The sequence below is a fragment of the Marisediminitalea aggregata genome (genome assembly GCF_900129565.1).
Lineage (GTDB): Bacteria > Pseudomonadota > Gammaproteobacteria > Enterobacterales > Alteromonadaceae > Alteromonas > Alteromonas aggregata.
In genome coordinates this window covers 11454-36035 of the sequence record NZ_FQWD01000003.1, presented here as the reverse complement: position 1 = coordinate 36035, position 24582 = coordinate 11454, and the positions used below count along the sequence as shown (strand labels likewise).

22 protein-coding genes are annotated in these 24582 nt (G+C 48.7%); 15 read left to right on the top strand and 7 right to left on the bottom strand.

Going from position 1 to position 24582, the window contains the following annotated elements; genetic code table 11:
- The first annotated feature begins 60 nt into the window (after positions 1-60).
- Complete coding sequence (locus BUB81_RS08215) at positions 61-927, top strand: NAD(P)-dependent oxidoreductase (RefSeq protein WP_073321246.1); 867 nt, start codon at positions 61-63, stop codon at positions 925-927.
- Here the strand turns inward: BUB81_RS08215 and BUB81_RS08210 are convergent.
- Positions 904-2556 (bottom strand): response regulator, encoded by a 1653-nt coding sequence (locus BUB81_RS08210; RefSeq protein ID WP_073321243.1) that lies wholly within the window; start codon positions 2554-2556, stop codon positions 904-906. The genes BUB81_RS08215 and BUB81_RS08210 overlap by 24 nt on opposite strands.
- 287 nt (positions 2557-2843) lie before the next feature.
- Here BUB81_RS08210 and BUB81_RS08205 point away from each other — a divergent pair, with 287 nt between their 5' ends.
- From BUB81_RS08205 to mmsB, 4 genes are read left to right on the top strand one after another with little or no spacing between them, the layout of a single operon-like run.
- Entirely contained in the window at positions 2844-4334 is a 1491-nt protein-coding gene (locus BUB81_RS08205) for a CoA-acylating methylmalonate-semialdehyde dehydrogenase (RefSeq protein ID WP_073321240.1), read from the top strand.
- Between the two features lie 9 nt (positions 4335-4343).
- A complete protein-coding gene (locus BUB81_RS08200; protein WP_073321237.1) occupies positions 4344-5498 on the top strand; it encodes an acyl-CoA dehydrogenase family protein in 1155 nt (384 codons plus the stop codon).
- An 8-nt stretch (positions 5499-5506) separates the two neighbouring features.
- Complete coding sequence (locus BUB81_RS08195; RefSeq protein WP_073321234.1) at positions 5507-6622, top strand: enoyl-CoA hydratase/isomerase family protein; 1116 nt, start codon at positions 5507-5509, stop codon at positions 6620-6622.
- 2 nt (positions 6623-6624) lie between these two features.
- Positions 6625-7512, top strand: coding sequence for a 3-hydroxyisobutyrate dehydrogenase (mmsB, locus tag BUB81_RS08190; protein ID WP_073321231.1), 888 nt, complete (start codon positions 6625-6627; stop codon positions 7510-7512).
- 142 nt (positions 7513-7654) lie between these two features.
- Here mmsB and BUB81_RS08185 read toward each other — a convergent pair whose 3' ends face one another.
- Both BUB81_RS08185 and BUB81_RS08180 read right to left on the bottom strand, forming a co-directional pair.
- Positions 7655-9169 (bottom strand): DUF3413 domain-containing protein, encoded by a 1515-nt coding sequence (locus BUB81_RS08185; protein WP_073321228.1) that lies wholly within the window; start codon positions 9167-9169, stop codon positions 7655-7657.
- A 6-nt stretch (positions 9170-9175) separates the two neighbouring features.
- The gene (locus BUB81_RS08180) at positions 9176-9397 is read right to left on the bottom strand and encodes a YejL family protein (RefSeq protein WP_073321223.1); all 222 of its coding nucleotides are present in this window, start codon (positions 9395-9397) and stop codon (positions 9176-9178) included.
- Between the two features lie 136 nt (positions 9398-9533).
- Between BUB81_RS08180 and yejK the strand changes: the two genes are divergently transcribed.
- The 3 genes from yejK to BUB81_RS08165 all read left to right on the top strand — a co-directional run bounded on the left by yejK (position 9534) and on the right by BUB81_RS08165 (position 12354).
- Positions 9534-10571 (top strand): nucleoid-associated protein YejK, encoded by a 1038-nt coding sequence (gene yejK / locus BUB81_RS08175; RefSeq protein ID WP_073321220.1) that lies wholly within the window; start codon positions 9534-9536, stop codon positions 10569-10571.
- 105 nt (positions 10572-10676) lie between these two features.
- Positions 10677-11552, top strand: coding sequence for a 6-carboxytetrahydropterin synthase (locus BUB81_RS08170; protein ID WP_073321217.1), 876 nt, complete (start codon positions 10677-10679; stop codon positions 11550-11552).
- Entirely contained in the window at positions 11545-12354 is an 810-nt protein-coding gene (locus BUB81_RS08165; RefSeq protein ID WP_073321214.1) for a M23 family metallopeptidase, read from the top strand. The genes BUB81_RS08170 and BUB81_RS08165 overlap by 8 nt, the downstream gene beginning before the upstream one ends.
- 97 nt (positions 12355-12451) lie before the next feature.
- Here the strand turns inward: BUB81_RS08165 and BUB81_RS08160 are convergent, their stop codons facing one another.
- Positions 12452-14236, bottom strand: a complete 1785-nt coding sequence (locus BUB81_RS08160) for a M61 family metallopeptidase (protein WP_073321210.1) — start codon at positions 14234-14236, stop codon at positions 12452-12454.
- A gap of 123 nt (positions 14237-14359) precedes the next feature.
- Between BUB81_RS08160 and BUB81_RS08155 the strand changes: the two genes are divergently transcribed.
- The 5 genes from BUB81_RS08155 (at position 14360) to BUB81_RS08135 (ending at position 19548) form a co-directional block, all read left to right on the top strand.
- On the top strand, positions 14360-15037 hold the full coding sequence (locus BUB81_RS08155; RefSeq protein WP_073322748.1) for a flagellar brake domain-containing protein: 678 nt from the start codon (positions 14360-14362) through the stop codon (positions 15035-15037).
- Positions 15038-15114: 77 nt separating this feature from the next.
- Positions 15115-15576 (top strand): Mpo1 family 2-hydroxy fatty acid dioxygenase, encoded by a 462-nt coding sequence (locus BUB81_RS08150; protein ID WP_073322746.1) that lies wholly within the window; start codon positions 15115-15117, stop codon positions 15574-15576.
- 140 nt (positions 15577-15716) lie between these two features.
- Entirely contained in the window at positions 15717-16820 is a 1104-nt protein-coding gene (locus BUB81_RS08145; RefSeq protein ID WP_073321207.1) for a sensor histidine kinase, read from the top strand.
- A 2-nt stretch (positions 16821-16822) separates the two neighbouring features.
- Positions 16823-17650, top strand: a complete 828-nt coding sequence (locus BUB81_RS08140; protein WP_073321204.1) for a LytR/AlgR family response regulator transcription factor — start codon at positions 16823-16825, stop codon at positions 17648-17650.
- 206 nt (positions 17651-17856) lie between these two features.
- On the top strand, positions 17857-19548 hold the full coding sequence (locus BUB81_RS08135) for an endo-1,4-beta-xylanase (RefSeq protein ID WP_139241542.1): 1692 nt from the start codon (positions 17857-17859) through the stop codon (positions 19546-19548).
- Between the two features lie 29 nt (positions 19549-19577).
- Here BUB81_RS08135 and BUB81_RS08130 read toward each other — a convergent pair whose 3' ends face one another.
- Complete coding sequence (locus tag BUB81_RS08130; RefSeq protein ID WP_073321198.1) at positions 19578-20585, bottom strand: ATP-dependent 6-phosphofructokinase; 1008 nt, start codon at positions 20583-20585, stop codon at positions 19578-19580.
- Positions 20586-20745: 160 nt separating this feature from the next.
- Between BUB81_RS08130 and BUB81_RS08125 the strand changes: the two genes are divergently transcribed.
- The gene (locus tag BUB81_RS08125; protein ID WP_073321194.1) at positions 20746-21594 is read left to right on the top strand and encodes a DUF6279 family lipoprotein; all 849 of its coding nucleotides are present in this window, start codon (positions 20746-20748) and stop codon (positions 21592-21594) included.
- Positions 21595-22518 carry a DMT family transporter gene (locus tag BUB81_RS08120; protein ID WP_073321191.1) on the top strand — a complete coding sequence of 308 codons (924 nt, stop codon included), beginning with the start codon at positions 21595-21597 and terminating at the stop codon, positions 22516-22518.
- Here BUB81_RS08120 and BUB81_RS08115 read toward each other — a convergent pair.
- Both BUB81_RS08115 and BUB81_RS08110 read right to left on the bottom strand, forming a co-directional pair.
- On the bottom strand, positions 22515-22820 hold the full coding sequence (locus tag BUB81_RS08115; RefSeq protein WP_073321188.1) for a hypothetical protein: 306 nt from the start codon (positions 22818-22820) through the stop codon (positions 22515-22517). The two genes, BUB81_RS08120 and BUB81_RS08115, sit on opposite strands and share 4 nt — an antisense overlap.
- 41 nt (positions 22821-22861) lie before the next feature.
- Positions 22862-24511, bottom strand: coding sequence for a response regulator (locus BUB81_RS08110; RefSeq protein ID WP_073321185.1), 1650 nt, complete (start codon positions 24509-24511; stop codon positions 22862-22864).
- Positions 24512-24582: the final 71 nt, after the last annotated feature.

Sequence of the window (24582 nt, the reverse complement as noted above, 5' to 3'; positions counted from 1 at the left end):
TGATCCAGCGCAATACCGTGCTAGACTATGTCCAGTTTTACATAGACAGGACCTCAATACATGCAAGTGAGTTTTATTGGACTGGGCGTAATGGGCTATCCAATGGCCGGACACCTTCAACAAGCCGGGCATTCGGTGAGTGTGTATAATCGCACGGCAGCGAAAGCGCAGGCCTGGCAGCAAACTTATGGCGGCAAGACGGCTGCAACGCCAGCCGAAGCGGCAGCAGGCGCCGATATTATTTTTGTTTGCGTCGGCAACGATGACGATGTGCGCGCAGTAATTACTGGCTCGCAAGGTGCGTTGGAAACGGCTAAACCCGGCGCCTTGCTTGTTGATCACACCACTGCGTCGGCGCAACTTGCCAGAGAACTGGCAATCGCATGTGCAGAAAAGCAGGTCGCGTTCCTCGATGCGCCGGTATCAGGCGGACAGGCGGGGGCAGAAAACGGCCAACTGACCATCATGGTCGGTGGTGAGCAAAGTGCATTTGAGAAAGCACAGCCGGTTATGGATGCTTATGCTCGCCACAGTCAGCTTTTGGGTGAGCACGGCAGTGGCCAGCTGGCCAAAATGATGAACCAGATCTGCATCGCCGGCATTGTTCAGGGGTTGGCTGAAGCATTGCATTTTGGTCAACAGGCAAATATGGATTGTGCTGCGGTCATCGATGTAATCAGTAAAGGTGCGGCCCAATCGTGGCAAATGGAAAACCGTGCGAATACCATGATTAACGGTGAATACGACTTTGGTTTTGCCGTTGACTGGATGCGCAAAGATCTGGCAATTGCGCTGGAAGAAGCGCGCCGTAATGGATCTACACTGGCACTCACCGCGCTGGTTGATCAGTATTACGCGGATGTTCAGAAACGCGGTGGTGGGCGTTGGGATACGTCCAGCCTGTTAACCCGCCTCGCTGGCGCTTGAGTTTTTGTCAGGGGCTTTTGTTACCGTCGCAATATGCGGGTACTGCTGAACCAATTGCGCGTAACGGCGTTGATTATTGTCGGACAATGGCTGAGCAAGCAGTCCGGCAATCAGTGTTTGCAATGTCATGGCTCTGTAGCTGTCTGTATCGCAAACCAATAGGGTTTGCAGCATGTTGAGTTGGTAAGCGGGTTCATCGGGTGTTAATTGTAATGCCCGATAAAACGCGGCGAGGGCGTCCAGGTATTGCTTCTTCACAAATAATTGCTGACCCTGTTCGTTAAACTGTTCAGCACGTTTATCGGCCAGCCCAGTGTCTTTTTCGGCGGTAAGCATACGCGTTTGCAGCGTTTGCTGTTCAGCAGGCATTTCCCCCAGTTCTGATTTGTTTCTGGCAAGCTCTAACATTTCCTGGGCGCGTTTCTCGTCGCCCAGAGAATTGACCACACGGGCCGCAACAATCAGCGTACTGGCAGAGCTGCGCTGAAATACGTTCATGTGTTCCCGGTTTATGACTTCACGTGCTTTGGATAATTGATCCTCCATGACGTAGCTGTAGGCCAACAGGTAATCATGCCGTTGCTGGACCTGGAGATCTGACTGACTCCGCGCGGCAACCCCCATCAGTTTACGGGCCTGACTCAGGCTCTCTTCGCGATGGTTATGCGGGCTTTCCTGAGCAATGCTTAAATAAAACTCAGCCAGCTCAAAAGTAAATTCGTCAAACCTTTCTTTGGTAGAGCGGTTGTACTCTCGCTTTTTCTGCAATAAATCGATGCTTTCCACAATGCGATTTTGTTTCTGGTAAGTCATCGTTTTCAAACGAGTGGCCGGCAAGCTTAAGTCGCTGTCCTGTATGTGATCTAAAAAGAACTCTGCTTTTTCGTACGATTCTTGTTCAAAGGACAAACACGCCAGCCACTCAAAGGCTTTATCACGAGTCAATAAGGTTTCCAGCATATCGTCCAAACTGGCGTGACACGCCGACCAATCACCGGTTTGGTAATGACATTTTAACTTACCCCATTGTGCCCACAGCACTTTGTTGGATTGCGCCAGGGTACGCTCATATATCGCCAGGGCTGCGGGGTAGTCGCCTTTTTGTAATAGTAACCGGGCCCGCAGCTTTTCCAGATCGGTTGCCACTCTGGGGGGAAGTTTCTCGCGGCGACGTTTGTCGAGTGTTGAAATTGCGGCCGCTGTATTGCCTTCGTCCATATACCTCAGGGCAGTAGCGGCATGCTTTCGATATTCCAGGTAATGATTCACGCCGCGATGCAGGGCATTAATGGTATAGGGTTTTAACAACAGTAAATCGGGATGTGTATCAATGATCTGACCGATCGTTTGCGGCAGTCTGTCAGCAGTAATGAACACAATGCCGGTGCTGGGTTGAATGAACTGTGATTGCCGGAGTATCTGTACCCACTCGACACCGTTTCGGCGCTGGCCCAGATGAAAGTCAAATATCAGTAATTCGAAGTTTTGCTTCTTGAGGGCGTTTTTCAGTTCTGTACCCGTACTGAAACTGGCGACCTCTAAATTACCCAGTACTATCAGGTGGCTGCGGATGGTCGCGCGGGCTGTGGCGTTGTCTTCAATAATCGCGACGCGGAGTCGTTGGCTCATAACGGGGCCCGGCTATCGCATTAATTGAAGTAAGCGTAAAACGCTGGAAGATACATTGACCACAAGAATTTCCTTCGCTACATCAGAGTACTTAGCATAGCAGTCACAGCAAGACTTAGCACGCGCCGAATACCGAGTTTGCTTTAATCATAGCTGACTCTCGCTGAATAATAACCTTTATGTCACAATAAATTTACAAGTAGATCTTTAGATTTAACAGGGTTACGTTTACGTTAACGTATGCTTGGTATAGCGTTAGCGTATTCAACTCAGCAATCGAGAATGCAATGAAACAGGTACCTCTTCTTATAAATGGCGATATGGTCGCCTCTACCACAGAACAATTCATTAATGTTACGAACCCGGCGAATGGGGAAGTGATTGCTAAAACGCCCGTAACGACAGACGACGAAATGCAGCGCGCGTTGCAGGCTGCTAAGTCCGCATTTGAAACATGGCGCTATGTACCGGTTACTGAGCGGGCGCGGATCATGATGCGTTATCAGGCGATTCTGAAGCGTGAGCAAAAGCGTATCGCTACCGTGTTGGCTGAAGAAACGGGCAAAGTATTTGACGACGCAATGGGCGATGTATGGCGTGGGATTGAAGTGGTTGAACAGGCCATGAATGCGCCAAGCCTGATGATGGGAGAAACCGTCGAGAACGTGGCGCGCGGTATTGACACCAGCAGCTTTATTCAGCCAATTGGGGTATGCGCAGGCATTACGCCATTTAACTTCCCGGCGATGATCCCGCTTTGGATGTTCCCGCTCGCCACTGTGTGCGGTAATACCTTTATCCTGAAACCATCAGAGCAAGATCCGCTTACCCCCATGTTGCTGGCAGAACTGTTTATTGAAGCAGGTGCGCCTGCTGGTGTTCTCAACGTGGTTCACGGCGGTAAAGACCAGGTTGATACCTTGCTGAACCACCCTGATATAGCCGCCGTTTCCTTCGTTGGTTCTGTACCGGTTGGTCAGTATATATATCGCACTGCCACTGACAATATGAAACGTGCACAGTGTTTTGCTGGGGCAAAAAATCATACGGTAGTGATGCCCGATGCCAATAAAAACCACGTTATTAACAACCTGGTCGGTGCCTCCGTGGGCGCGGCCGGACAACGCTGTATGGCTATTTCAGTTGCGGTATTCGTGGGCAGCGCCCAGGAATGGATTGATGAATTGGCTGAAAAAATCAGCGAAGTTAAGCCTGGTGCATGGAACGATGAAAACGCAGGTTTTGGTCCTCTAATCAGTGCAGCTGCTAAACAGCGTGTGCAGGACCTTATTGCATCAGGTAAAGCACAGGGCGCTACCTGTATGGTAGACGGTAGTGACTTTGTTGTAGAGGGCATGGAAAACGGGCATTGGATTGGTCCTACGGTGTTTAAAGATGTCACCACCGACATGCGTATTTATCAGGAAGAAATTTTTGGCCCGGTGTTGTGTTGTATGTGTGTCGATACGCTTGAAGAAGCGCTGGAGCTAGTCAACAGTAACCCCTACGGAAATGGTACGTCGATTTTCACTGCGAGCGGTGCAGCCGCGCGCAAGTACCAGTCAGAAGTAACGGTGGGTCAGGTCGGGATAAACGTGCCCATTCCGGTACCGCTGCCGTTCTTCTCCTTTACTGGTTGGAAGAACTCATTCTTTGGCGATTTGCATGCTTATGGAAAACAAGCCGTTCGCTTCTATACGGAAACCAAAACCGTCACGTCTCGCTGGCCAGAACAAGACATTCCAAGTGGTCCGAATATGACCATTAATTTGCGATAGGAGAGTCTGATGAACTTTAATATGACCGACGATCAACAAGCTTTCGCCGATGTTGCAAAACAGTTTGCTATGCAAGAGTTGGCGCCGTTTGCTGCGCAGTGGGATCGAGAGCATACGTTTCCTGTCGAGACCATCAGAAAAGCCGGTGAATTAGGTTTCTGTGGCTTGTACACACCTGAATCAGAAGGCGGATTGGGACTTAGTCGACTGGACTCGTCAATTATTTTTGAGCAATTGGCGATGGGGTGCACTACCACAACGGCCATGCTGACTATTCATAACATGGCCACATGGATGATCGCGTCGTGGGGCACTGATGCTGTTAAAGCGCAATGGTTACCTGGTCTCGTCACAGGAGAGCAACTGGCATCTTATTGCTTAACAGAGCCTGGTGCGGGGTCTGACGCTGCGAGCCTGAGTACCAAGGCAGAAAAAACAGACGCGGGTTATCGTTTGAATGGCAGTAAAGTGTTTATTTCTGGTGCCGGTGAAACCGATGTATTGGTGGTCATGGCCAGAACGTCTAACGACGGCGCAAAGGGGATTTCTTCGTTCGTAGTTCCCGCCAATGCACCGGGCATCATTTACGGTAAAGCAGAAGAAAAAATGGGTTGGAATGCACAGCCGACCCGCATGATCACGTTCGATAATGTTGAAGTGAGTCACGAGAGCCTGCTGGGCGAACATGGTCAGGGATTCACTTTCGCGATGAAGGGGCTTGATGGCGGCCGTATTAACATTGCCACCTGCTCAATTGGTACTGCGCAACAAGCATTGGATACCGCCCGGGACTACATGTTAGAGCGTAAGCAATTCGGCAAACCGCTGGCCACCTTCCAGGCGCTGCAGTTTAAATTGGCCGACATGAATACAGAATTGGTGGCGGCACGTCAGCTAGTGCGTATGGCTGCGGCTAAGCTAGATGAAGACGATCCGCAAAAGACGGCGTATTGTGCCATGGCGAAGCGATTTGCTACCGATGTTGGCTTTAATGTGTGTAATGAAGCACTGCAAATTCACGGTGGTTACGGCTACATTAAAGAGTATCCGTTAGAACGACACATGCGTGACGTGCGGGTGCACCAGATACTGGAAGGCACTAATGAGATCATGCGATTGATCATTAGCCGTCAGGTACTGCAGGAAGGCAGCCAGTTACTGTAGGAGCAATTATGACCGACAAGCTCTTTATTAAGCGTATTCCCGCCGCATCCGGCGGGGATATCGGGCTATTAACGCTGAACAAGCCGCAAGCGTTAAATGCGCTTGATTTGGATATGGCCAAAGCCTTGTTCGAGCAATTATCTGACTGGCAACACGACGACAGCATTGCGCTGGTTGTGTTGACCAGTGAGGGTGACAAAGCCTTTTGTGCCGGCGGCGATATTGTGTCGATGTATCAGGCCATGCAGGCACAGCAACATCAGGTGCCGGATTTTCTGGCGGACTTTTTCGCCCGCGAATACCAGCTGGATTATTTGATCCACCGCTACGGTAAGCCGGTTGTTGTGTGGGGGGCTGGCATTGTTATGGGAGGCGGGATTGGTCTGTTGGCAGGCGCGAGCCACCGCATTCTTACGCCTTCTTCAAGATTAGCGATGCCTGAAATTACCATTGGGTTATATCCCGACGTCGGAGCCAGTTACTTCTTACCGCGTGCGCCGGGTAAAACAGGTTTGTTTCTGGGCCTAACCGGGGCCTCAGTCAATGCGACTGACGGTATCTATGTTGGTCTTGGCGATTACGTACTGGCAGATGACGGGTTTGAACGGTTTTGCGACGCTCTGGAATCTCAGCATTGGGTAGCAGGAGAAGTGCACGACCAGCTAACGGCGTTGTGTACGACGTTCGAATTGCCAAAGGCTGACTGGCCGCAAGGGAAACTGTCTGTGTGGCAGCATGAGATTGATAAGGTGCTGGGTGACTGCAGCAGTGCACCCGAGGCTGTGAAAGCTATTTTGAGTTGTGAAAGTAACGGAGATAGCTGGTTCGAGAGAGCAAAACAAGGGCTCACTGCCGGGTCGCCCATTACGATGCATCTGGTATGGGAACAGTGTAAGCGTGGGGCCGAACTCTCGCTTGAAGCCTGTTTCCAGATGGAACTTATTATGTCGTGTCGTTGTGGCGAATCAGGTGAGTTTGCTGAAGGTGTCAGAGCGTTACTCATTGACAAGGACAAGCAACCTCGTTGGTTGTTCAACAGTGTCGATGACGTACCCGCAGATGTTATTGCGACACATTTTACCAGTCCCTGGACGGTAAATCCGTTGGCAGGTTTAGGAGAATAATAATGAAAAACATCGCATTTATAGGTTTGGGCAACATGGGGGGGCCGATGGCGGCTAACCTCGTTAGAAACGGTGAATCCGTTGTTGTGTTTGACCTGGTAGCTGACGCAGTCAAACAGTTGGAAGACAAAGGCGCGATGGCTGCGGCCAGTCCGCAGGAAGCCGTTAAAAATGCTGATGTGGTGGTTACCATGTTACCCGCAGCTCAGCATGTAAAATCCCTCTACCTGGGCGAACAAGGCATTATTGCCCATGCTAAAACCGGCGCACTGTTTATCGATTGCAGCACCATCGATGCACAAAGCGCAAAAGAAGTTGGAGCCGGTGCAATCAATGCAGGATATGCCTTTATCGACGCGCCGGTATCGGGTGGTGTTGCAGGGGCCGCTGCAGGCACATTGACGTTTATTATGGGTGGTGACGATGCGGCGGTGTCTCGTGCGAAACCGGTCCTCAAGCATATGGGCGCGAACCTGTTTCATGCCGGTGAGTTAGGCGCAGGACAAATCGCCAAACTGTGTAACAACATGCTGTTGTCGGTATTGATGACGGGGACGTCTGAGGCGCTTCAACTGGCCATTGCGAATGGGCTCGACCCCAAGGTCATGTCAGATATCATGCTACAAAGCTCGGGCTGCAACTGGACACTGCAAAAATACAATCCATGCCCTGATGTAATGGACAATGTGCCATCGAGCAATCAATACCAGGGGGGGTTTATGGTAAAACTGATGAACAAAGATCTGAGCCTGGCAATGGAGGCGGCTCAACAGGTAGGCGCATCAACTCCCATGGCTGCAGCGGCACAGGCGTTGTATCGTATGCATCAGTTAAAAGGCAATGCAGACCGCGACTTTTCAAGTATTTTTGAGTTACTTGGCAACGCCTAACCGCTGTTGATTTACCTGCTCGTAGCACTAGATGGCCAGGGCAAAAGCTGTGTATTAGTAACACTCTTGGTAAGTTTGATTGTTAATAAAACGGGACGCTAATGATGCGTCCCGTTTTGCTATAAAACTCTGCAATTCAGCGTTAGAGCTTGAATCGGGTCAGGTGTTTAATAGCCCGGCTGAGCAAGTCTACGTTCAGCGCTTCGTCGCTGCGCATATCACTGCTGATCTGGGTAATATCGTAACTACCGTTGCTTAATACTTCGATGCGTTGGTCGCCGTAAATTACGATAATTTTTTCCCCAGACGTACTGACCAGCCAGTCACGCTTCGGCTCCAGCAAGTTTTGACCGGTTGAGTAAAAGTTAACGTCTGCACCACAGCCAAGCGCATTTAGCAGGGTAGGCGTGAGATCCTCATTACTGGCCAATTTTGCCGTAACAGGCAGATTGGTGTACAAACTCCCCCGTGACGTGCCATAACCCGAGGCAACTAAAACCAGACCTTTTGTCACGTCCTGACTATTCATCAATGATGAAATGGTCTCGCCAGTAGCAAACACGATGTTAAGTGACTTGTCGCTGCTAAGCGTGTCAGAGAAAGCAATGGCTGGAAAGTCATACTCATTAACTGGCATGTCTTCAACATACACCTGAGATGAAACGTTATAAGCCTTGGCTAAAGCCAACAGAATAGGTGACTCGTTTACCAGACTTTGCTGGTAAAGTTCCGGGACGCCGTATAAGGTGCTGCTGATTAAGCCATCCGGCGAGCTGGCCGGCGTAAAAAACTGGGTAATTTCACGTAAATCCGCTTTTTTCACTGCTGAATGTAAATCGGATTGATCGGTTTGAACCAGCAACCACGCGGTCTGTGTTTCATCGATGGCACAGTAAACCGGCGCGGCAGGGTAGTTAATGGTGTGAATATCCGGTTCAAACTGCAGTTGTTTTCGTTGCTGATAACGTTCTATATCCAGCAAGCCGTAACGCGACATGGTGGTTTTCGCGGTGGCCGGATAAGACAGTGGGAACATATTATCCTGCTTAATAATAGGCTGATAAAGCTGCGCATCTGCCCAAACATGGATTGCATGGCCAGACACAAAACACACTACAAAAAAGCTTACTGCAGGACGGCCAATGCGATAGGTCATTAACCTGTCTATACGCTTCCATACTGCATTTGCCAGCACCAGTTGAAACCCAAGCCAAATCACAAATAGCAACAGCAAATACAGCCATTGTTGCCAGTTCACACTGTGCATCTGATTGGCGGCTTCCGATTTAAGCAGGTGCGCGGCACTGTGGCTTAAATGAAAACCGGTTCGGTTAAAAAGCAATGCATCAAAGGCCAGTACTGCCAGACCCAGCGCCGACAGCACAGAGGCTATCGTTTTAATGGTGCGTTGTGATACATCCAGATAACACAATGGCAGGATGAATATCACAAAGCCAAAAAAGGTGAGGAAACCAATATGACCAAACCAGTTGGCAAATAAATAAAAGGTACCGAGTCCGGTGCCGGGTGCCGGCGAGGACACAACATAAACAGAGGCAATGATAATGGCGATAACGATATTCGCTAACGCAAACCAGTGCCCCCAGTTAACCAGCTTGGTTACACGTTGACGACGTGGAGATTCCGCTAAAATCATGGTAGCTTATGCAGTTCCCTGTACACTTTTAGACAGTACTTTGGTGAATTGTTCAACCATGGCTTGCCGTTGTTGTGGCGGCACTTGTTGTTCAAAAATATGAGTAATAACGTTACCCAGTACCATTAAAGAAAGATCGCGACCCGCGCCTTCTTTTTCGAGTACCATAATAATTTCGTTCATCAGACGCTCGAAGTCGGCATCGCTGTATCGGCTTTGTTGGGGCACTTTACGCCTCTTGTCATTAATTCGCTTGAAAAAGCATAGTTTTGGCAATAAAGCGATTATAATCGTTGTGCATCTGATAACAATCATTCATTCAAAAAACTGCATCTTTAATCAACGAATTGGACATCAGTAATACATGAGCATATTGATACATCATTTTGTCGTACACCAATTGGTCGTTAACAACGACGGCAAAATGCAGCTGATCCCACGTGAAGGTTGCCTGCCAGTTACACCGGCGTTGGAACAACTTGGTCACCAGTTACATCACACGTTTGTTAGCAAGCCGGGTAAAGGCGTCGGACATTTTGCCGAAAGTGCTGAGGAGAATACCTTTGTTACCTCGCTCGAAGGCTATCAGGCTGCCCATGCTGATAGTCCGGCAGACAGCGACAGTGCTTATCTGACCTTTACTAAGGAAACCAGTAATTTACTGGTGCAGTCGTTGGTTGATACCGGGCAGGTCGAAACCGGTTTTGTGCTGTTTGTACACTACGAATACCTGGCTACCCAGTATTTGCTGGTCACGCTGTTAAATACCAAGGCCCATGTTGAAGTCAGTCAGAATCTGGATTTGTCGAGTCGGGAACATTTGGATTTAGCAAAAATGCAGTTGGCAGTGCGTATTGATTTAACGCAGTACCGCATTGAGCCACAACAGCAACGTTACATTAGCTTCATCAAAGGCCGGATGGGACGCAAAGTCGCCGATTTCTTTATGCAGTTTGTTGGCTGTGAAGAAAAAGTTGATGTTAAACAACAAAACAAACAGCTAATTCAGTCTGTGGAAACCTACCTGGCATCTGAAAATCTCGACCCGGAAGAAAAAACCACACACCGGGAACAGGTTACCAGCTATTTTAAAGAGCAGTTAGACAGTGGCGACTCTATCAGAGTGAGTGACTTAGCAGACAGATTACCTGCCGATGAGGGCAGTGAACGAAATTTCGCGGCTTTCACTGCGACGCTTGAAACGCCGTTGGAACCGGAAATTCAACCTGACCCTGCCGCACTGCGGCAGCTCAACAAATTTACCGGTCAGGGCGGTGGTGTGTCAGTGAGCTTCGAACGAAAGTTACTGGGAGAGCGGGTTATCTATAACCCGGATACAGATACACTCACTATCAAAGGGATCCCGCCCAACCTGAAAGATCAGTTAAAGCGAAATCTGTAGGAATAGCAGGCCATACCAGCGAAAACTGGTTATAATGCCTGCATTAAATTCCCGACGACGAATAGTCGGGGACCTGATAAGTAAGAATTAACCTAACGAGACGTAATGCAATTATTTGTTAATGACTTAACCGTAATGGATTTTTCTTACCTTTGCCCGGAACGCGGCATGGTAGGAGAAAGCTGGATCGTGGATGTGCTGCTCGACGGCACGCTGAATGAAGAGAGCATGGTTCAGGATTTCGGTATCGTAAAGAAAAACCTGAAACGACTGATAGACAGTTATGTCGATCACAAGCTCCTGGTGCCTGCAGAATGCCAGGCGACCTCGATTCGTCACGACGACGATACCGACTATGTGGAAGTCAATTTTACGCTGGCTGAGCAAAAAGCCATTCAGATGTATTGCCCGGCTGACGCCTATGCGTTTATTTATGCGCCAACGATTACCATGGAGTCAGTCAGTGAGTATCTGCGGGAAGTGATTGCAACGCATTTACCGGACAACGTGGACAATCTGACGATTCTGTTGCGAACAGAAGTGATTAATACGCCGTTTTATCACTATACCCACGGTTTGAAAAAGCACGATGGTAACTGCCAGCGCATAGCGCACGGCCATCGCTCAAAAGTGGATATCATTACCGACGGTGAAATTGACCTCGACAGTCAGGCCTACTGGGCAGACCGCTGGTGCGATATTTACATCGCATCAGAAGAAGATCGTATTTCGGCCGAGCAGTTAAAGCTACAACAGAAACTCCCCAGCTATCAGGCTCATGTTTGCTTTGCATATGAAGCTACACAAGGCTATTTTGAAATTGTCCTTCCTGAGTCTCAGTGTGAGGTGATTACAACGGACTCTACCGTCGAATGCCTGGCGCAGTTTATTTACCAGCAACAAAAACAACGTAAGCCTGACACACATTGCTGTGTTCTGGCCTACGAAGGCGTAGGGAAAGGTGCCAGAGTCAGTGACTAGGCGTCTGATTTCGTTACTCGCCGGTTGGCTGTTAACACTTACGGTGCAGGCACAGACTCTGGTGTTAACCGGCGCTGAAACGCAAGGCAGCCTTATGCGAGGCAAATTGCCTCCGGGCAGTCAGGTGTGGCTGAATGATCAACCGATTGGCACATTGGCAGACGGTTCTTTTGCTTTTGGCTTCGGGCGTGATGCCGCGTTGACGCATACACTGCGCTGGACATTGCCCTCTGGTGAACAACAGAGTCATGAAATTAGTTTAAGTGCACGTGAATACCCAACACAGCGAATCGAGGGCGTACCACAGGCGATGGTCACGCCGCCGAAAAGTGTGCTTGAGCGCATAAAAAACGATAACTGGATGGTTGCAAAAGCGCGAAAGACCAATTCAGACCTGCGAGATTTTACCGTTGATTTTATCTGGCCGGCTGAAGGACCAATCACCGGCGTATATGGTAGTCAGCGGGTCTTCAATGGTGTGCCTAAACGGCCTCATTTCGGCGTAGATGTGGGGGCACCAACCGGTACTGACGTAGTTGCACCGGCTGGCGGTACCATCACGCTGGCGCATGCCGATTTATATTACTCGGGTGGCACGATTATTATTGACCACGGATTGGGCGTAAATTCAACGTTCTTGCATTTAAGCCAGCTCAATGTCTCCGTAGGAGACAGGGTCGAGCAGGGTCAGAAGATTGGTGAAATTGGCGCAACAGGGCGCGCAACCGGGCCGCATCTGGATTGGCGAATCAATTGGTTTAGCGAGCGGTTAGATCCAGCGTTGTTAGTACCAGCCCGTTAAACACGCGTTTACCCATACCAACACATATCATACTGTCATAAATCATATAATCAGGCTGCATTACGCAGCCTGTTTTATTCTGTAGCTATACAAAGCGCTACTTTGCGCCCAGCCCCAGCCAGTTTGCAAATGCGTCGTCGTTGTTGATAGTCAGTGCCATGTGTTGTTTTGGCGCTTCCAGCAATGGCATCGTCAAATTAAGTACTCTGCCATCGCGCACAATGTTCAGGCTAAAAGCATCTTCACGTTCACTGGCCAGCATGCGGTCGAGCAGTTTTGTATTAACAACATAGCCATCTACTGCAATGAGCCTGTCATTGACGTGTAAACCAGCCTGACAGGCCGCAGAACCCTCTTGCACGGTCAGAATACTCAGTCCTAACTCTGCGCCTTTCACGGTGGCGCCAAATGCATAGCGTGCTGTTAATTTGGCAGGGACCTCACCGCCTTTGTCATCTACCGATTGCTGTGGGCTGTCGCTGACTGACACGCCAATGTCTGCGAGCAATGCCGCGAGGTCTACATCTTCGGTACCGTATACAACACGCTGCAGATAGTCGCTGACATCGATGCTAAATTCCGACATACACAATGAGGCAATCACATCGGCGGGTGTGCCTTTGTTATGGCCATATTGTTGCCACAGGGCCTGCATGAGTTTATCAAGATTTGCATTGCCTTCACTGCGTTTGCGCAGCAGCAAATCCAAACCCAGTGCAACCAAACCACCTTTGTTGTAGTAGCTAACGATGTTGTTGATAGCACTGGCGTCCTGTTTATAAAACTTGGTCCAGGCGTAAAAGCTGGACTCCGCAATGCTCTGTTTGAACCTACCGGTGTTGCGCATCAGCCGGGTAAGGTTTTGCCCAACAATTTTTAAATAATGCTGAGGCGGGATCACACCGACTCTGGCCAATGTGACATCGTCGTAAAAACTGGTGATACCTTCGTATATCCAAAGCTGGTCGGTATACACTTCCTGACTCAGATCAGCGTTAACCAGCACATCTGGCTGTATACTCTTAACGTGCCAGGTGTGAAACAGTTCATGACTGCACAAACTGATGAAATTAACGTAACCGTCGTTCAACTGAGCCGGCTCACCGGCTAAAGGCAATTCAAAGCGCGGGTAAAGCAGAGCCGTAGAACTACGATGCTCTAAACCACCGTAACCCTGATCCGCAATCAACGTCATAAATATATAACGCTTAACCGGAGCGGGTTTGCCGAACAAGGTTAAATGATGATCACATACCTTTGTGAGGTCAGCGCACATTCTATTTGTGTCGTAGCGCGTTTTACCGCTGAACAGTAAAACAAACTCCACGCCTTGCACCGCAAATGTCTCGCTGGTGCATTCACCCATGAAAATCGGATGGTCAATCAGTTCATCATAATCTGCGCACAGATAGGTACCGTCAGTTTGTAATTGCATGGCCGTTTCAACAACCCAGTCGGGCTGTGATTCGGGTACGGTAATCGACACTGAGCAAGGCAGAGACTCTACGCCCGTTACTTTTAAAAAGACGCTGGTACCGTTACAAAATGCGTATTCGTCGTTTATAAAAGCACTTCGTACGGACAGGTCAAAAGCGTATACGCGGTAGGTCAGTGTAAAGGCATCACCCGCGGCTTCAACCTGCCAGGTTTGTTTGTCTGTAGGCGTTACGTCGATAGCGTCGTTATTACTGTTAACCGCCTCAATGGACACAATGTTACGGGCAAAGTCACGCACCATATAACTGCCCGGGATCCAGGCCGGCAAGGTCACTTCCGCATGTGTTTGCTGTAACGCAGGGACCGACATGGTAACCAGGAATACGTGTTGACTAATGGAGTCGATACTTAACGTGTATTCGATGCCGGTAGAATGCAGAGCCATGTATATATTTCTCCTGGCTGGTTGAATCGTTACACAATTCTGAAACCAGCGTATTGGTAAGGGTTTGTTAAAAGCACAAAATATGATTATATAGCGTTATTAGAAGTGATTTTAGTGTTAATCATGGCAAAACAACCAAATAGACAATTAAGCAGTGCGGATCTGGACAGTTTACTGTCGTTGCGACCGGGCAGTGTGGTTGATTTGCAGATTACGACGCCTACTGCACCAAAGCGGGTTAAGACCCAGTTTGTCGGAATCGATTTACCCACATGTTTAATTTTCCAGGTGCCCAGTGAAACCAAATGGGGCTATCTGCGCGACATTCTGATACCAGAAAATGAAGTCGTGGTGCGTTATGTACTGGAAGGAGAGCAGGGAAAAGTCATTGCGTTCAGAGCCGAGGTAATGAAAGTCATTACGCATCCTTCGCCGTTACTGTTTGTGGATTTTCCCGCCAGCTTACAAAGTCTTGCATTGCGCAAGCACAAACGATGGACGCCGGGCATTCAAGCGCAACTCAGCGTCTCAGATGCAGAACAGCAAATTTCAATTCAAAGTATGATCCTTGATGTATCGCAGCAAGGCTGTCGGTGCGTCTGCGACGCCACACCAGATTTTCCCAGACTGGACAACGGTAAAGCCGTTAACCTGATGATTGCGAATGAAAAAGAACTTGTTTGTAAGGGCGTGGTTAAAAATAGCAGCTTAACCCAGTCAAAGTGCTTTTACGGGATCCAGTTTTCATCTGAAGCAGAAATTGTTAAAAAATTGTTGGATCGTTTCATCGTCGAGATTTAGGATAGAGTGGCAGGGGAGCGTCGTTGAAGGTAAACGCAGTGCCCCGTATGAATAACAACAGCCATTCCGGGGACGATATGCGTGATATAGAACGATTATTCAATGAATATGCTGAAAGCCATCAAAACCACACCAATAAACTCATACATCAGTTGGCGGTACCGTTAATTTACTTTTCCGTTATTGGGTTAGTCTGGGCCATCCCGGTCCCCGACTGGATAGCACAGTACGACATAAACTTCGCGCACCTGCTCGTACTGCCAGTGTTGTACTATTATTTCCTGCTGTCCGGACCGATAGGCGCAGCTATGACGCTGCTCACCATAGCCTGCTTTTTGGTGATTGAACAAATTGCACTCAGCGCGATACCTGTCTGGCAGGTGAGTGTGGCAGTGTTTGTTGTAATGTGGGTTTTGCAGTTCATTGGCCATGCCATTGAAGGAAAGCGCCCGTCTTTCTTAACGGATCTGAAGTTTTTGCTGATTGGCCCTGCCTGGGTGTGGGGTGGTTGGTTAAAACGTCTGAATATTGGTTATTAACAATCCCGCACGTGGCGGGTTATGCCCGCCACTGTATAGTGCGACTTCAGAACAATAGCCTTCACGGCAATATTGTGCGATAAAGCCTTCTCCATACACGATTAAACCCGTCTTTGATTTACTTATTCCACGTATAATGCATGTTGATGAATTTTAAAAATGGTACCTTAGTGCTGAAGTGGCAGCGTTTATTCGAAAACAACGAACGTCTTTTCTGGGTGTTACACACCGTGGGATGGGCCGGTTTCGCTGTAGTCTATTACATTGGTTCGTTCTTGCATGAAGTGCGGCCCATTTTCCTGTTTATCATCATCCTTAATTCCTACGCCGGATGGATACTGACTATACCGCTGCGTTACATCTTCAGATGGGCCCGCAAACAAACGGTTGGTCGGTTATTATTCACGGTACTGGTGTCAACGTATCTGGTGGCGCTGGTGTGGGCTGTCGTCAAGAACGTGAATTACTGGGAAATCTACAAGCACGGTTTCCGCCCGGAAGCCTGGTACATGTACTTCAGCAACACCATTGACAGCATGATTATGATTGGTTGCTGGGCAGGCTTGTATTTTGGGATTAAAAACTTTGAAATGCTACAACGCGAGAAGCAAAACGCGTTGAAAGCCAGTACCATGGCACACCAGGCGCATCTTAAGATGCTGCGATATCAGTTAAACCCGCATTTTTTGTTCAACACGCTCAATGCCATTTCCACGCTTATTTTGATGAAAGAAAACGATACCGCTGAAGCAATGGTATCAAGATTGAGTGATTTTTTGCGTTACTCGCTGGACAACGACCCCATTAAAAAAGTACCTTTAGGTCAGGAAATCAAAGCGTTACGTTTATATTTAGAAATTGAAAAGGTACGGTTTGGCGAGCGCTTGGAGGTAACCTGGGATATTGAGGATGACTGTGAAGACGCCATGGTCCCCAGTATGATCTTGCAACCCATCGTTGAAAACGCCATTAAACACGCGATTTCCAAACTGCAGGAAGGCGGGCGTTTATCGATTGTTGCCAGCCGATTTGGTAACGATTTGTTGCTGGATGTTGCGGATAACGGTCCTGGCGCCGATATTAGTGATGGTCAGCTAAGTCGAGTGGGCGGCGTAGGGTTACCTAACATAAAAGAGCGCTTGCATGCGCTATATAATCGGAACTTTGCGTTTACCGTAGAACATAATCAGCCCCAAGGTGTGCGCGTGAGTCTGCGCATGCCCTATGATGTGAAGGACGTTTAATAATGAGTCAGCAAAAAATTACCACGCTTATCGTAGATGACGAGCCGCTCGCACGCAGTGGCCTGCGATTAAGGCTGGAAAAATATGATGATGTGCAGGTTGTGGCTGAGTGTCAGAATGGTTTGGATGCGGTGAGTATGATTTCTCAGCACCGCCCGGATCTGGTTTTCCTCGATATACAAATGCCAGGTCTGAATGGTTTTCAGGTCATCAACAAGTTAAAAGAACTAAAGCAACCCATTCCAATGATCGTGTTTGTTACGGCTTACGACAGCTACGCAATTAAAGCGTTTGATGTGCATGCGCTGGACTATCTGCTCAAGCCTGCCGACGACAAACGATTAAAAGACGCTTTAGACAAAGTGCGAGAGTATTATTCTACCCAACACCACGATGAACAATCGCGCAAGCTGGTCAATTTAGTGGCCGAATTAACCGGTGACGACTGTGAAGAAATATTGCGTAAGTTAGCCAGCGGTGAACCAGTCGAAACGAATCCGTATCCTGATGTACTGGCGATTAAAGACGGCTCTGAAGTTACTCGCGTTAACGTATCAGATATTCAGTGGATCGACGCGGCGGGTGACTACATGTGTGTACATGCGCTGGATGGCATGCACATTATGCGTAAAACCATGAAGGAGCTGGAGCAAGAGCTTAATCCACAGTTGTTTGTTCGCGTGCACCGCTCCGCGATTGCCAATATCCGGTTTGTGAAGAAACTCGTTAGTCACATAAGCGGCGAGTATCATCTGATTCTGCACAATGACACAGAGCTGAAGGTCAGCCGTAGCCATCGCGACAAAGTCAAAGCGGCAATGAAAATGTAGTGTTAATCTACTGCAGAACCAAAAACAGCGCTTGAATAGCGCTGTTTTTGTTGGGGAATCCAGGGCCTGCTGAAAGCGATATTCATAACTGTATTGTTAAAAATAAGTAAAAAACAATAATAAAAAGTAAATTTTGGCACGATAAACATAATCGAGAGGTGGTCCTTCAATAAGTAGAGTACCCATACTTAAAACAAGAAGGATACATGATGTCTCGCATCTCACTTGCACTACTCAGCGGCGCCATTGCCGCAATGACACCGTCTGCTTTTGCTCAGGAACCATTACCTATAGCAGAAGGCGAAAGCAAATTTTTAGGTAATATCCACGCACCCACCCAACTTGACGGCTTTTTACAACACTGGAATCAGGTTACGCCAGAGAATGCGGGAAAGTGGGGCAGTGTAGAACGCGAGCGCGACGTAATGTCCTGGGATGCCCTGGACGCTGCCTATCAGTTTGCTAAAGACAATAATTTACCCTTTAAAATGCACGTACTGGTGTGGGGCAATCAACAACCGGCCTGGATAGAAACACTGTCAAGTGCTGAACAGGAAGCGGAAGTTATCGAATGGTTTGAGGCGGTAGCGAATCGGTATCCCGACATTGATACCATTGAAGTGGTTAACGAACCCATTAATGATCCACCGTTTGGTGACGGCAACGGTAATTATGCCCAGGCGCTGGGTGGCGACGGCGACACGGGCTGGGATTGGATTGTGCGTTCTTTTGAGCTTGCGCGAAGTTATTTTCCCAATAGTGAGCTGATCCTCAACGAATACGGCTTACTGAACAGTACCGACAGAGCAACTGAGTACGCGGGTATCGTTACATTGCTTAAGGCACAGAACCTGATAGATGGTGTGGGTATTCAGGCACATGCCTTTTCGACCCGGGGAAGCGCACAGGAAATTGCGGGTAATTTGCAAATCATTGCCGACACTGGTGTGCCAGTGTACATCACCGAGCTCGATATTGATGGTCCAACCGATGAGGAGCAGTTGGCCGATTATCAGAAAATCTTTCCTGTGCTGTGGGAACATGACGCGGTGAAAGGGATTACATTGTGGGGCTGGCGGCCTGGTATGTGGCGGGATGAGCAGGATGCGGAACTTGTCGATGAAAATGGTGATGCTCGGCCTGCATTGAACTGGTTACGCGGGTATGTAGGGAATTCTGCGCCATTTATTGCCTCATCTCAGGCGTTTACTGTGTCAGAAAGCGCGTCATCTGGCACCGTGGTTGGTACGTTACAAGTAACGGATGCTGACGGCAATGAACTGACATTCTCTGTATCGCCATCAACTTCTCCCTTTGAAATTTCATCAACAGGTGACATTAGCGTCTCTGCCAATAATGTGCTGGACTATGAATCAGTCACCCAATACGAATTGACGATAACCGGCTACGATGGTTATCAGTATGGTGAAGCCGCAAGTGTAACCATTACTGTGGAAGATGCAGATGAGGCGCCGGTGTTTACTGCCACTAGCTTTAGTGTGGCTGAGGACGTAGCGGCGAGTTCAGTTGTCGCTGAGCTTCAGGCTGTAGATCCCGAAGGGCAGGATGTAACCTATAGTCTCGCTGAAGCCTCAACGGTCTTTGAGTTAAACAGCGACACCGGTGAGATATCACTGCTAGACGGGGTAACACTGGATTATGAAACTGCCACTTCACACAGTCTCGAAATAACAGCATCAGATGGCGAGAACACACAAACAGAGACAGTAGTGATTTCCGTTACTGATGTGAATGACACCACGCCTGCGCCCACACCAACGCCTGCGACACCTGCCAACAGTGGCGGTGGCGGTAGCATAGGTTGGAGCTTGTTGGGCCTGTTGGCGTTGCTTATCTCAAGAAAAACAGCCCGGCAAACCGAAGGCAAGGTGACTTAAACAAATAAACAGCCCTGAAATATTAGATTTTATGGCCAGTGGTGGCGCTCGTTGAGCATGGTGAGCATACAGTGGGTAAGCGTATTGCCCAGTGTCTTTTTGTGTTGCCAGGTTTCTTCGAGCGCAACTTCAACCACGTCGCCTTGTGCAGTCGCAACCATTATCCCATTTTTACCCTGCTCGATACTGCGCACGGCTTGAACGCCAAGTGTGGTTGCCAGAATACGATCCTGACTCACCGGCGATCCTCCGCGTTGTACGTGCCCCAGAATAACCGGTCTGACTTCACCGTCGGTGCGGGTTTCCAATGCTTCCGCCAGGGCATTTATGCCAGATGGCCACAGGTTCTCAGTCAGCACGATAATGTAACTTTCGTGCCCATATCGCTGGCGATGAATGGCTACCTGTTGCTGAATCTCGTTCAGTACCGATTCCGGGTCGGTGAATAACTCAGGCAGTATCACGTAATTGGCTGCCCCGGCGAGTGCTGCACTAGCGCCCAGAAAACCAGCATGACGCCCCATTACTTCAACCAGGAATATACGCTCAAAAGCATCCGCGGTGTCCCTTACTTTGTCTATTGAAGATACCGCTGTATCGATAGCGGTGTAGTAGCCAATAGTGGCATCGCAACCATAAATATCATTATCAATGGTGCCCGGCAGACCAATAACCTGTCCGCCCCAGAATTTTCCAAGGTGCACTGCACCACGAAACGACCCATCACCCCCGATGACGATAAGTGCATCAATCGCCAGCTCATCCAGGTTATTGGCAGCAAGTTGGCCTGAGGCGTCCTGCTTGAACGTTTTGCAGCGTGCACTGCGTAAGATGGTGCCGCCACGCTGAATAATATTATGTACCTTTTTGCTATCCAGCTTACGCCAGTTTTGTTCGAGGAGGCCGTTGTAGCCATGCTCGAAGCCAATAATGGTATGCCCGGCACCTTCACAGGCAACAACAATGGCGCGAATACATGCGTTCATGCCCGGAGCATCGCCCCCAGACGTCAATACCGCGATACGTTTACTGGTCATAGTGCGTCCTTAACAATTTGATACAAAGCCACATAGTGCAGATACGGAATCATTGTTCCGTTTGCTGGTCGTATGCGTATAGTATATGACACATTATCGTGTCAGGAATATTGAGCTAAGCCAAGTGTTTAACCTATTTGGCGAATAACAGGACGTCAACGTGAAAAAACTGATACTGCTTTTTGGGTTCCTGCTGCTGGCGGGTTGTTCCACCAAGTTTACCTACAACAATCTGGACTGGTTGATTCACTGGTATGTAGATGATTATGTTGAATTAAGTGACAGACAGGAAAATCTCTTCGATGAACACTTTGCCAACTGGTTAAACTGGCATCGCAGCGAAGAGTTGGCTAAATACGTGAAGCACCTGAAATCGCTGAAAGCCGACGTTGAAAACGAGCGACTAACGGCGGAAAGTATTTCAGATCACCTTTGGAAAAGTCGCGAACACTGGGAGCGACTCAGGGATCACGTTAGCCCGGAATTGGCGCAACTGGCTGCCCAATTAACCGATGAACAGGTTGAATCCTTGTTTAAAGAACTGTCAGAAGAAAATGACGAAATCGCTGAAAAGCTGGCTGAGGCAGAGGGTAAATCGGAAGACGAAGTCACCGAGTCCCGGGTCGAAGACATTGAAGATGGGATCAGCGATTACGTTGGACGTTTAAGCAAACAGCAAAAAGCCATTATCAGGCAATATGCGCCGGATTTTCATGGTACGCGAGCATTGTGGCTGGCATACCGGAAAGATTTTCAGTTGGCCGCCCGTAAACTTATAGATAAACGTGAAAATAATCCTGAATTTGAAACAGAGTTTGTGGCCTTGCTGACGCACCCTGATGAATTTCGCAGTACAGATTACCAGCAGCTGCGCCTACAAAATACCCAGTTGTACGGCCGAATGCTGGAACAATTGTTTTATACCCTGTCAGATAAGCAAAAAAACAAGCTAATCAATAAGATTGACGATATGATTGAGGACTTTGAGTACTTGATGAGTAACGACTAGGTGGAAACATCCCATCGGCCAGTACTGGGTTTTGCACTGGCTCTTATCACTGCCGTGTTGTGGGGCATATTACCGTTGTTTTTGATGATCTGTTTACAGGTTATGGACAGCCCCACAATCACACTTTACCGCTTTTTTGCAGCCGCGCTTGTCGTTGGCTTATGGCTGGCGTCCCGTGGCGGTTTACCCAAGGTGTCGCGTTATCCCAAAGCCGTATTACAACTGGCGGTGGGCTCGACCGTCATGCTGGTTGTGAACTACGTCTTTAATGTCATGGGGTTGAAGTACCTGAGCCCGGGCAGTGTTCAGGTGCTTATGCAAATTGCTCCTTTTGCTTTGATGATGGGCGGCATATGGATTTATCGTGAGCAATTCAGTCGATTACAGGGCGGGGGAGCCGTCTGTTTACTGATTGGTTTAACCCTGTTTTTTAACCAGCGTCTCCCACAAATACTCGCATCCGAGAGCGAAGACGTACTCGGCATAGTGTTCATTGTTATTGCTGCCGTTACCTGGGCGGGTTATGCCTTGTGCCAAAAAGCCATTATGAAAACCATGACGGCCATGCAGCTAACCCTGTTTATTTATTTGTTAGGCGGCCTGATGCTACTGCCGTTCAGTGAACTAGGCAGTATAGTTGAAATGAACACCGTGCAGGGTTGGGCGTTGGCGTTTTGTTGCGCAAATACCCTGGTGGCTTATGGTGCCTTTACCGAAGCAATGCGAGTATGGTCTGCCTCGCGCGTGAGTGCGGTTATTGCAACAGCGCCGGTTTTCACGTTTATTTCCATGGCGGTGGCCGATGCGCTTTACCCTCACACCTTTGAACAACCGCCACTTAGTGTCATTGCCATTCTTGGGGCTGCAATGGTTATTTGTGGGTCGATAATGGCGGCGTTAGGCCGCTCACGTAAAACGGCTTAAGGTTTGGTTTCTGGCGGTTTGGCTTTTGGTTCGCCAATGGGTTGTTCGCCCTTTTTGCAAATGGTGTCGTACTCGTCACGATAGTAGCGGAAGTTCTCACACTCGTTTTCGAAACGCTGTCTTGCGGTTAAGGCCATTTGCGGGTTCTTTGGATTGCGCATGGCTTTTTCCAGAACCAGGCACTGCTGTTCCTGGGCTTTGACTTCCATAATGTTTTCACACAGATTACTTTGCGACGCACAGGCGCTTAACACGCAGGGTACAGTAGCGGTCAGCGCTATCTTTAGTAGGTTTCGTGGCATTGGATATCCTTCCTTACGGCAAAAAGTGTGAAGGAACTGAACTATCGGGTGGTCACACCTAATCGAATCAATTCATCCTGTAAATTTTCAAATTTAGACTGGTGTTGCTCTCGCATTGGTGCATTGTTCACTATTTTATAAACCTGTCTGGCTTCTTTTACCAGTAGAGGGTCGAGCTTATTTGCCTGACCGAACAGTTTTACCTGACACTGCAGCAGGTTCAGTGCAATACCGGTATTCACCGGGGCAAGGCCCAATGCGGTGGTAAAGGCTTCTTTGGCATCGGCATACTTTTCTTCCTGATACAGTTGTATGCCACGGCGGTTGATGTGTGTGTATTTGTCTTCGCCGTCTTTTGCTTGTTCGCTGTATTGCGCTATGAGTTGCCGGGTACCAGAATCAAGCTCTGTTTTTTCCTCTTTTAACGTGTTCAGTACGCGGTTAACTTCCTCGAATTCACCTAAATTTAGCAGGGTTTGAATGCTCCCGGGAGCGAGCGAGGCCGGGTATTCGGTGAATCGCGATTCGATGTTGATTTGGCTGGCCATAATGGTTTTTTTAGCGTCTATGAGCTTACCATCAATAACATCGACCCGCGCGGTGACAATATCCGTAAAAATATCGATGTCAAAGGGCTCATCTAATCTGAGTATGGCGTCGTCATGGCGGGCGCGCTGCACCTGCAACAGCGCCTCTTGTTGATAGCGGTGTCGTTGCGCTTTGTTTTCTGCCGCTTCTGCGGCATCGAGCAAAAAGCCAATATGATTGCACCAGTAGCTTATGCGCTTAAATATGGTGTTCTTAGAGAGTTGCCAGGTAGCAAGTGACGACTCTACCAGCAAAGGGAAATCGCCATTTTTCAGTGCGATCTGGCTGGCGAGTTGTTGGCGGGCAAGTGAATAAGGCGAATACTTCAAAGCCAGACGCATGTTCTCCATGGCCTCTTCGGGAAAGTGAAGCGCACTTTTGGCCTGAGCAATGATATCGTGGGCGTCTGGATCATAGCGGTTAAGTTCCAGGACTTTTGCGGCACACTTAATGGCTAACTGAAACTCACGTTTAGCCAGATAAGATTTTCCGAGTGCTAATTGCGCCCACTGAGAGGGCAATAACGCCGTTTCGGACTGAAGCAGTGAAATAGCTTCAGCGTATTTTCGCTGTGCCCAGAACACTTCTACCTTAAGGTGAATGGATTCGCGATAGTAAACGGCGGGTACATCCATACTTTCAAGCAAGGTATGGGCGACCGAATACTGTTCATCTGACAGCGCGTTATAAACGTCGTGGAAAAACTGGTTCTTCTTCCATGCTTTGTTCAGGCGGTTTTTTATTTGTGCCTGGGAAAACGGCTTGAGTAAATAGTCGTCCGGGTTGTGCTCCAGAGAACCTAATACGACGGGTCTTGCTGCATCTGCACTGATCAACAGGAAAACCGAAGTTGGCGCGAGTAATTTACGGTGCATCAGTTCCTGATACAGTTCATAGCCGTTCTTCTTGTTCGAGCCTAAATGAAGATCACATACCACGATATCAATCTTGTGGTTACGGCAGTATTTGAGCGCATGGTCGGCCTGCGTAGCCATCATGACATCTTTGGCGCCAAGGTTGGTTAATAAGCCTTTAAGCAACACCAGAAAAGGGCGCTGATCTTCCACCACGAGGATAGATACGTCCTTATAGGGTACCCCCACCAGCAGCTCCTGCAAAAGTAAAGCGAACAATAGACTAAAGAATAATGTGTATTTGCCGATTACGCTAGTAA

Bases quoted from the DNA above. Each gene is read 5' to 3' on its own strand.
- BUB81_RS08205 (WP_073321240.1), top strand. From the start codon at position 2,844: ATGAAACAGGTACCTCTTCTTATAAATGGCGATATGGTCGCCTCTACC.
- BUB81_RS08200 (WP_073321237.1), top strand. From the start codon at position 4,344: ATGAACTTTAATATGACCGACGATCAACAAGCTTTCGCCGATGTTGCA.
- BUB81_RS08130 (WP_073321198.1), bottom strand. From the start codon at position 20,585: ATGACCAGTAAACGTATCGCGGTATTGACGTCTGGGGGCGATGCTCCG.
- BUB81_RS08215 (WP_073321246.1), top strand. From the start codon at position 61: ATGCAAGTGAGTTTTATTGGACTGGGCGTAATGGGCTATCCAATGGCC.
- BUB81_RS08195 (WP_073321234.1), top strand. From the start codon at position 5,507: ATGACCGACAAGCTCTTTATTAAGCGTATTCCCGCCGCATCCGGCGGG.
- BUB81_RS08140 (WP_073321204.1), top strand. From the start codon at position 16,823: ATGAGTCAGCAAAAAATTACCACGCTTATCGTAGATGACGAGCCGCTC.
- BUB81_RS08155 (WP_073322748.1), top strand. From the start codon at position 14,360: ATGGCAAAACAACCAAATAGACAATTAAGCAGTGCGGATCTGGACAGT.
- BUB81_RS08145 (WP_073321207.1), top strand. From the start codon at position 15,717: ATGTTGATGAATTTTAAAAATGGTACCTTAGTGCTGAAGTGGCAGCGT.
- BUB81_RS08160 (WP_073321210.1), bottom strand. From the start codon at position 14,236: ATGGCTCTGCATTCTACCGGCATCGAATACACGTTAAGTATCGACTCC.
- BUB81_RS08135 (WP_139241542.1), top strand. From the start codon at position 17,857: ATGATGTCTCGCATCTCACTTGCACTACTCAGCGGCGCCATTGCCGCA.
- BUB81_RS08150 (WP_073322746.1), top strand. From the start codon at position 15,115: ATGCGTGATATAGAACGATTATTCAATGAATATGCTGAAAGCCATCAA.
- BUB81_RS08170 (WP_073321217.1), top strand. From the start codon at position 10,677: ATGCAATTATTTGTTAATGACTTAACCGTAATGGATTTTTCTTACCTT.
- yejK (WP_073321220.1), top strand. From the start codon at position 9,534: ATGAGCATATTGATACATCATTTTGTCGTACACCAATTGGTCGTTAAC.
- mmsB (WP_073321231.1), top strand. From the start codon at position 6,625: ATGAAAAACATCGCATTTATAGGTTTGGGCAACATGGGGGGGCCGATG.
- BUB81_RS08115 (WP_073321188.1), bottom strand. From the start codon at position 22,820: ATGCCACGAAACCTACTAAAGATAGCGCTGACCGCTACTGTACCCTGC.
- BUB81_RS08185 (WP_073321228.1), bottom strand. From the start codon at position 9,169: ATGATTTTAGCGGAATCTCCACGTCGTCAACGTGTAACCAAGCTGGTT.
- BUB81_RS08210 (WP_073321243.1), bottom strand. From the start codon at position 2,556: ATGAGCCAACGACTCCGCGTCGCGATTATTGAAGACAACGCCACAGCC.